The organism is Abyssibacter sp., assembly GCF_964229365.1.
Taxonomy (GTDB): Bacteria; Pseudomonadota; Gammaproteobacteria; order Nevskiales; family OUC007; genus Abyssibacter.
Map to the genome: position 1 here is coordinate 1 of NZ_CAXRDQ010000062.1, position 7,501 is coordinate 7,501.

Here is a 7,501-nt window from a genome sequence, read left to right on the forward strand (position 1 = left end):
CCGCCCTCGGTGGTGCGCTCCTCGCGCCGCTCGGGCACCAGGCAGCAATGCGGCGGTGCCACCGACACCGCGAAATCGAGCATGTCCTCGGCCAGCGACATTTCGAGATTCAACGGCACAGTCAGCTGGCTCGCCAGAGCACGGACATCGCGCTCCTGAATATGGCGCCGGTCTTCCCGCAGATGCACCGTCACGCCATCGGCGCCGGCGTGGGCGGCCAGCAGGCCCGCTTCGGCCGGATCCGGGTAGAGCGTGCCCCGCGCCTGGCGGATGGTGGCGACGTGATCAACATTCACGCCGAGACGAATAGGAGGGTGACTCATGGTGACACCGGAAACGCAGAAGATGCATTGGGAACTGGAGGCGCATCATAGAGGCGCTGCCCAAAAAATGCGCCCTGTCATCATGTGGGCGAACACGGTCGGGAAACGCTCAGTGTCTCCCTAACCGCCACCCGACCCCATCTGCCGCAAACGCTTGAGCAGGCGGGGCGACTCCAGCGGCCGGGTTCCCAGATAAGGCGCCAACGCCATGCGCATCAGGTACCGGGCTTCCGTCCTGGCCTGATGGGTTTCCCAGCGATCGGTCTCCAGCGCGCGCAGGGTGGCGCCGCCGATGGCCTGCTCGCCGGGCTCGGCGTGCACCAGGCCATCCTGCGCATCCAACCGGTACGCTTGGTCGAGTTGAACGGCGGCGCCGTTCGCATCTACTTGCAGCGAAAACGCGTAACCCAAGGCTTCCAGCAACCGGTATTCGAAGCCCCGCAGCGCCGGCTCACGATCCGTTGCATCCGATAGCCGGTCCAGGCAGGCCCAATAGAGGGCATAAACCCGTGGCTGCGGGTCATCGCGCGCCAGCAGACGCATCAGCAGCTCATTGACGTACAGGGCGCAAATGGCTGCCTCGCCCTGCAGCGTGACGCCGCGCTGCGGCTCCGCCGAACTCAGCGTGTGGAGCTCGCCCGCGCCCGTCCAGCTCAGCGCATATTCGCGCAGGGGCTCCAGGCGACTCTGGCGACCGCCTCGGCGTGCGCCTTTGGCGACCAGCCCGATGCGGCCGTGCCGCTCGGTCAGGCAGTCGACAATCAGGCTGGTTTCACGGTAAGGCCGGCGGTGTAAAACGACGCCCACATCCTGGCTGCGCCGGGACGTGGCCATCTCAGCCCTGGTCGGGCAGATCGAACCCCAGCGACGCCAGCGCGCGCTCGTCGTCGGCCCAACCGCGCTTGACCCGGCACCATAGTTGCAGATGCAACCCCTGCCCCAGATCCGCCTGAATCGCCCGCCGCGCTTCGCTGCCTACCTGCTTTAGGCGCGCGCCCTGCTTGCCAATGACGATGCCCTTGTGGCTGTCCCGTGCGACCCAGATCACGGCGCTGACATGCCGCCGGCCGTCCTCCATGGGTTCATCAGACTCGATCTCGACCGTGATCGCATACGGCAATTCCTGATCCAGCGACATGAACAGTCGCTCCCGGATCAGTTCCGCCATGCGGAAGTGCTCGCCACGGTCGGTGACCTGCTCGGACTCGAACAGCAACGGAGATTCCGGCAACACGCGCGTGACCTCCGCAAGCAGCGCATCCAGATTGTTGCCCTTGGTCGCCGACAGGGGGACGACGAAATCGAAGGCTCGGCGTGAGCCGGTCTTGGCAATGAACGGCATGAGTTCGGCCTTGTCCTTGACCAGGTCCACCTTGGTCACGATCAGGCCTACCGGGCAGCGGACGGTACGCAGCCGTTCGAGCACGGCGGCGTCTTCGTCGGTCCAACGATTGGACTGCACGAGCCAGAGCACGCAGTCGGCATCACGCATCGAGTCCCCGGCGGTCTGGTTAAGCATGCGATTCATCGCAGACTTGCCGCCGGTGTGAATGCCCGGGGTGTCAACGAAGATCATCTGCACGCTGTCCTCGGTCCGTATGCCCAGGATGCGATGCCGCGTGGTCTGCGGCTTCGGGGTCGTGATGCTGACGCGAGCGCCCACCAGCGCATTGATCAGCGTCGACTTGCCGACGTTCGGGCGGCCCACCACGGCGATAAATCCGGCGCGGGTTTCGCTCATGCCTGAGCCACCAGTTGAAAAACCGCTTCCAGACAGGCCCGGGCGGCGTCCTGCTCCGCCTTGCGGCGGCTGCTGCCGCTGCCTTCGAATACCTGTTCCGAATCAGCGAGTACGCAGGTTGCGCGCATGTGCTGGCGGTGCTGCTCGCCGGTCACCTCGACGATGGCGTACTCAGGCAGTGGCCGACCGTCGCGTTGCAGGGCTTCCTGCAGGCGCGTCTTGGCGTCCTTGAGGGTTTCGGCATCGGGCAATTCACGCAGCCGCTGCGCGAACAGATGACGCACGACTTGCGCGGCTGCGTCGAAACCGGCGTCCAGATAGATCGCGCCCAGCAGCGCTTCAACGGTATCGGCGAGAATGGACGAGCGGCGATGCCCACCGGTGGCTTTTTCGCCCATGCCAAGGCTGATCCAGGCGCCCAACCCCAGCTCCCGGCCGATCTCCGCGAGCGTGCTACCTCGAACCAGCGCGGCGCGAATTCGCGACAGATCACCTTCGTCCGCGTCCGGCAGATGCGCGTACAACTCGGCTGCGATCACGAAGTTCAGCAGACCGTCGCCGAGAAACTCCAGGCGCTCATTGTGCTGCCGGCCGGCACTGCGATGGCGCAGCGCCTGCTCCAGCAGTTGCTGATTCGCAAACTCATAGCCAATGGCGCGCTGCAGAGCGGCCGGGGACGGGGTCACGCGGTGCGGACCCTCACCGCATCCTTGAACTTGATCTTCAAGGAGATGTTCGCGAACAGCGGCACCTCGACATCGTAGTCATACGAGATCACGCGGGTGTTGTCATCGCGCTGGATCTGGATGTCCTTCGTCTTCAACTGCTTGACATCATCAACGTCGAACCGGCGCTGCAAGGCGCGGCGGATCTCGAACGGAGACGCTGTCGCATACGAGGAGTCGTCAGCGACATCCTTGATCGCGGATTCGATTTCCATATGCCCCAGATAAATCGGAGTGCACTTGATCGTGACCAATGCGACAAATCCGATCACACCGAACACGAACAGCATGCCCCACAAGCCGAGGCCTTTCTGATGTTCTAGCCCTTTCATGCTTCTCCCCTGTTGTTCATGGACTGCACGATTGCCTGCACGGACGTCAATGAATGAGATCGCCGATACGTGACAACGCCGGCCGGTTGTTCTCACCGTCCCAACTCATCCAGATCAGCATCGCCTTGCCGACCAGGTTACGTTCCGGCACGGGGCCCCAACGGCGGCTGTCATCTGACCCATCGCGATTGTCACCCATCGCGAAATAGTGCCCGTCGGGAACGGTGTAGCGAAAGTCCTTGGCCGGCGCTCTGGGGTTGACCAGAATGCCGTGCTCGACACCGTTCAGCGTCTCCTGATATTCGGTGGCGTAGCGATGCCGCGGATCGGCGCTCTGGTAAAGCCCGACCGGCTCGATCTCCACCGCCTCGCCATTCACGCTGAGCACCTTGCCGCGATACTCGATGACATCACCTGGCAAGCCGACAATCCGCTTGATGAAATCCTTGCTCGGATCCTCCGGATAACGGAAGACGACCACATCGCCCCGCTCTGGCAACCCCAGCGGAATGACCTCGGTGTGGAACACCGGCAACCGAAGGCCGTAGCTGAATTTGTTCACCAGGATGAAATCGCCGATATGCAGTGTCGGGATCATCGACCCGGAGGGAATGCGAAACGGTTCGGCGATAAACGAGCGCAGCACCAGCACGATGAGAATCACCGGAAAGAATGATCGGGAAATCTCGATCGGGCCCGACGGCTTGGTGCCCGGACCGCGAGATCGGGCCCACAGCAGCACATCCAGCAGATAAATGGCGCCGGTGACGGCGGCGAGAATCAGCAAGATCGCTGCAAAGTCGAGGTGCACGTCGTCCGCAAACATAGTCGGTAGTTAATCCCCGTCCGTACTGAGCATGGTCAGGAAGGCTTCCTGCGGAATTTCGATCTTGCCGAACTGTTTCATGCGTTTCTTCCCGGCTTTCTGTTTTTCCAGCAGCTTTCGCTTACGCGATACGTCACCGCCGTAGCATTTGGCTGTCACGTTTTTGCGTAGCGCCTTCACCGTGGATCGGGCCAGAACCCGCGACCCGATCGCCGCCTGAATGGCAACATCGAACATTTGTCGCGGGATGATATCGGCTAGCCGCTCGGCATAGTCGCGCCCCCGACCGTAGGCCATGTCGCGATGCACGATGCTCGACAAGGCATCGACGCGATCGCCGTTGATCAACACATCCAGCCGGACCAGCGCCGCGGGCTCGAACCGTTCGAACTCGTACTCGAACGATGCATAGCCCCGTGAGACGGACTTCAGGCGATCGAAGAAATCCACCACGACCTCCGCCATGGGTAGCTCGAAGGCCATCGTGACCTGACGACCGTGATAGGTCAGCCGCTTCTGCACGCCACGCTTTTCGATACAAAGTTGCATCACCGCGCCGATGAACTCCTGTGGCAGCAGGATGCGTGCATGGATGACGGGCTCTTCGATCCGGTCGATCTCGCCCGAATCGGGCAGATCCGCAGGGTTGTCGACCTCGAGAACATCGCCGTCGAGCATCACCACCTGGTACACGACCGTTGGCGCCGTGGTGATGAGGTCGATGTCGTATTCCCGCTCCAGGCGTTCCTGCACGATCTCCATGTGCAGCATGCCGAGGAAACCGCAGCGGAAGCCGAAGCCCAGCGCGCCTGAGTTCTCGGGTTCGAACTGCAGGGCGGCATCGTTGAGACTCAGCTTTTCCAGCGCCTCGCGCATGTCCTCGAAATCGTCGGAACTGATCGGGAACAGTCCGGCGAACACCCGCGGCTGCATCCGCTTGAATCCGGGCAGACGGGCTGCACAAGGGCGTACGGCCAAGGTGAGCGTGTCGCCCACTGGTGCACCGTGAATGTCCTTGATCCCCGCGACCAGGTACCCCACCTCGCCGCATTCCAGCCGCGCCCGCTCGGTTCGCTTGGGCGAGAACGTCCCCACCGCATCGACCTGAAAATCGCGGCCTGTGGAAAGGACGCGGATCTTGTCGCCTTTACCAACGCTGCCGTTGACGACGCGGATCAACGAGACCACACCCAGGTAATTGTCGAACCAGGAATCCACGATCAGCGCCTGGAGTTCCGCGTCCGCGTCGCCTGCCGGCGGCGGCACGCGCCTGACCAGGGCATTGAGCGCTTCGCGGATGCCGATGCCAGATTTGGCGCTGGTCCGGATCGCGTCGCGGGCCTCCAGACCGATGACGTCTTCGATCTCGGCAGCGACTCGCTCGGGCTCGGCCGCGGGCAGGTCAATCTTGTTGAGGACGGGCACGATCTCAAGGTCCTGCTCGATCGCCGTGTAGGTGTTGGCGACCGTTTGGGCTTCCACGCCCTGAGAAGCATCGACGACCAGCAATGCGCCTTCACAGGCTGCGAGCGAACGCGAGACTTCATAAGAGAAGTCAACGTGGCCGGGCGTATCGATGAAATTCAGCTGGTAGGTTTCACCATCGTCGGCCTCGAAATCGAGCCGGACGGCCTGGGCTTTGATGGTGATGCCGCGTTCGCGCTCGATGTCCATCGAGTCAAGCACCTGCGCCGCCATCTCGCGCTCGGTAAGACCGCCACAATGCTGGATGAAGCGGTCCGCCAGCGTGGATTTTCCGTGATCGATATGGGCGATGATCGAGAAATTGCGGATACGGGACTGCATGAGGGCCTGTTAACTACGAAACCGCGCCATGGCGTGCGCACAAAGCGCGCGAGTATACCGGCTACGGTGTCGCCGCGGCCGGGGAATTGCCCCCGCGCAACCAGCGACGGACGGCGTCGACATCCAGCCGGTGCCGGCACAGCTCCTGACCAGACGATGTGGTCAGAACGGGAACATCCCTGCCGTATCGCTCGGCCCACTCGGCGTGGTCGTCGACGTTCCGACGTTCGACGGTGACCCCGGAGCCGAAGTACTGGTCCAGTGCGTCATCCATCTCGCAACAAAGCGAACAGTGTTCGCGACTGTATTGAACGAGCAGCGCCACCGTCAGCCGGGCACATCCAGCGCCAGGAACAATGAGGAACCACGGCGTTGGATCAACAGCGGAACCGAATCAGAGCCGCGAGCCGCTTGCAGCGCGCTCCGAAAATCGCGGCCATCGGCCACCGGCTGCTGTCCGACAGAGACGATGACGTCGCCTGGCATCAGACCGGCGATTCCCGACGCGCTGCCCGGCCGCACCTCCGTCACCAGTACGCCGCCCTGCTCAACGCCGAGTTGTGCACGCTGACCACGGGTTAGCTCGGTGATGCCGATGCCCAGTTCAAAGGCCGCCGGACGCGCGCGCTGATCGGGCTCCGGCGGGCTTAGGCTGGCGCGTTCATCGGTCTCCAGCGCGCCAATGCGCACGGAGATCTTCATCCGCTCGCCATCGCGCAGCACACGCAGCGGGATGCGGTCACCGGGTTCGGCTCGTCCAACCATGTGCGGCAACGAACGGGAGGTGCCGACATCGCGGTCACCAAACTGCAGAATCACGTCACCAACCTGCAATCCCGCCTCGGCGGCCGGGCTGTTCGGCACGACACGCGACACCAGGGCACCCTCCGGACGGCGCATGCCGAAGGAACGCGCCAACGCCCGATCCACCTCTTGCACGACAACGCCCAACCAGCCGCGCACGACAATGCCGGTCTGCCGAAGCTGGTTCGCCACGCGCATCGCGTCGTCCACCGGAATCGCGAAGGAAACGCCCTGATAGCCGCCGGAATCAGAATAGATCTGGGAATTCACTCCAACGACTTCGCCGTCCAGGTTGAATAGCGGACCGCCGCTGTTTCCAGGGTTGATCGCCACATCCGTCTGGATGAAGGGCACATATTGCTCGGTCGCAAGACTGCGGTTCTTGGCGGAGACGATCCCGGCCGTCACCGAATAGTCGAATCCGAATGGCGACCCGATTGCCAGCACCCATTCGCCGACCTTGAGATCGTCGGCCGAGCCAATGTCTGCGGTCGGTAGTCCCGTGGCCTCGATCTTGATCAACGCGAGGTCGCTGCGCTGATCGGTGCCGACTAGACGGGCCACCATCTGACGCCGATCAGACAGACGCACAACGATCTCATCGGCACCGGCGACCACGTGATAGTTGGTCAGGATGAACCCGTCTTTAGAGATGATGAACCCGGAGCCCAGGGACTGCGCACCCGGCTGGGGTGCCTGATCCTGGCCGGGGTTGAGTCCGAAAAATCGCTCGAACCAGTCGTTCTCGGGACGGTTTTCGCCATCCACGAGGACGGCCGCCGTGCTGATATTGACGACGACGGGGCTTAAATCGCCAACCAAACCGGTGAAATCCGGCAGGCCGCGCGTGCAAGCAGCGATCAGCAGCACCGCTGGCAGCGCGACAAGCGCCCGCCAGCAACGGAATGTCTTCGGTGTCATGTCCCCGATGGTTCGGTGTCGCA

At 63.0% G+C, this 7,501-nt stretch carries 9 protein-coding genes; all 9 read right to left on the reverse strand.

The features are described from left to right. Positions 1-323 (reverse strand): pyridoxine 5'-phosphate synthase (locus ACE1EY_RS09975; protein ID WP_370300106.1); only part of this gene is annotated, 323 nt, incomplete at its 3' end. 120 nt (positions 324-443) lie between these two features. Continuing rightward, a complete protein-coding gene (recO, locus tag ACE1EY_RS09980; protein ID WP_370300107.1) occupies positions 444-1,157 on the reverse strand; it encodes a DNA repair protein RecO in 714 nt (237 codons plus the stop codon). A 1-nt stretch (position 1,158) separates the two neighbouring features. Continuing rightward, entirely contained in the window at positions 1,159-2,064 is a 906-nt protein-coding gene (era, locus tag ACE1EY_RS09985; protein ID WP_291514087.1) for a GTPase Era, read from the reverse strand. Further along, positions 2,061-2,750 (reverse strand): ribonuclease III, encoded by a 690-nt coding sequence (rnc, locus tag ACE1EY_RS09990; RefSeq protein ID WP_291514086.1) that lies wholly within the window; start codon positions 2,748-2,750, stop codon positions 2,061-2,063. The genes era and rnc overlap by 4 nt, the downstream gene beginning before the upstream one ends. After that, positions 2,747-3,121, reverse strand: a complete 375-nt coding sequence (locus ACE1EY_RS09995) for a DUF4845 domain-containing protein (RefSeq protein WP_291514085.1) — start codon at positions 3,119-3,121, stop codon at positions 2,747-2,749. The genes rnc and ACE1EY_RS09995 overlap by 4 nt, the downstream gene beginning before the upstream one ends. Before the next feature lie 46 nt (positions 3,122-3,167). Next, positions 3,168-3,947: a signal peptidase I gene (lepB, locus tag ACE1EY_RS10000; protein WP_370300108.1), complete on the reverse strand. Its 780-nt coding sequence runs from the start codon at positions 3,945-3,947 to the stop codon at positions 3,168-3,170. 9 nt (positions 3,948-3,956) lie between these two features. Continuing rightward, positions 3,957-5,753, reverse strand: coding sequence for a translation elongation factor 4 (gene lepA, locus ACE1EY_RS10005; protein ID WP_291514083.1), 1,797 nt, complete (start codon positions 5,751-5,753; stop codon positions 3,957-3,959). 61 nt (positions 5,754-5,814) lie between these two features. Beyond that, positions 5,815-6,078, reverse strand: coding sequence for a glutaredoxin family protein (locus ACE1EY_RS10010; RefSeq protein WP_291514082.1), 264 nt, complete (start codon positions 6,076-6,078; stop codon positions 5,815-5,817). Between the two features lie 2 nt (positions 6,079-6,080). Beyond that, a complete protein-coding gene (locus ACE1EY_RS10015; protein ID WP_291514081.1) occupies positions 6,081-7,478 on the reverse strand; it encodes a DegQ family serine endoprotease in 1,398 nt (465 codons plus the stop codon). Positions 7,479-7,501: the final 23 nt, after the last annotated feature.

Bases quoted from the DNA above. Each gene is read 5' to 3' on its own strand.
- recO (WP_370300107.1), bottom strand. From the start codon at position 1,157: ATGGCCACGTCCCGGCGCAGCCAGGATGTGGGCGTCGTTTTACACCGC.
- era (WP_291514087.1), bottom strand. From the start codon at position 2,064: ATGAGCGAAACCCGCGCCGGATTTATCGCCGTGGTGGGCCGCCCGAAC.
- ACE1EY_RS09995 (WP_291514085.1), bottom strand. From the start codon at position 3,121: ATGAAAGGGCTAGAACATCAGAAAGGCCTCGGCTTGTGGGGCATGCTG.
- lepB (WP_370300108.1), bottom strand. From the start codon at position 3,947: ATGTTTGCGGACGACGTGCACCTCGACTTTGCAGCGATCTTGCTGATT.
- lepA (WP_291514083.1), bottom strand. From the start codon at position 5,753: ATGCAGTCCCGTATCCGCAATTTCTCGATCATCGCCCATATCGATCAC.
- ACE1EY_RS10015 (WP_291514081.1), bottom strand. From the start codon at position 7,478: ATGACACCGAAGACATTCCGTTGCTGGCGGGCGCTTGTCGCGCTGCCA.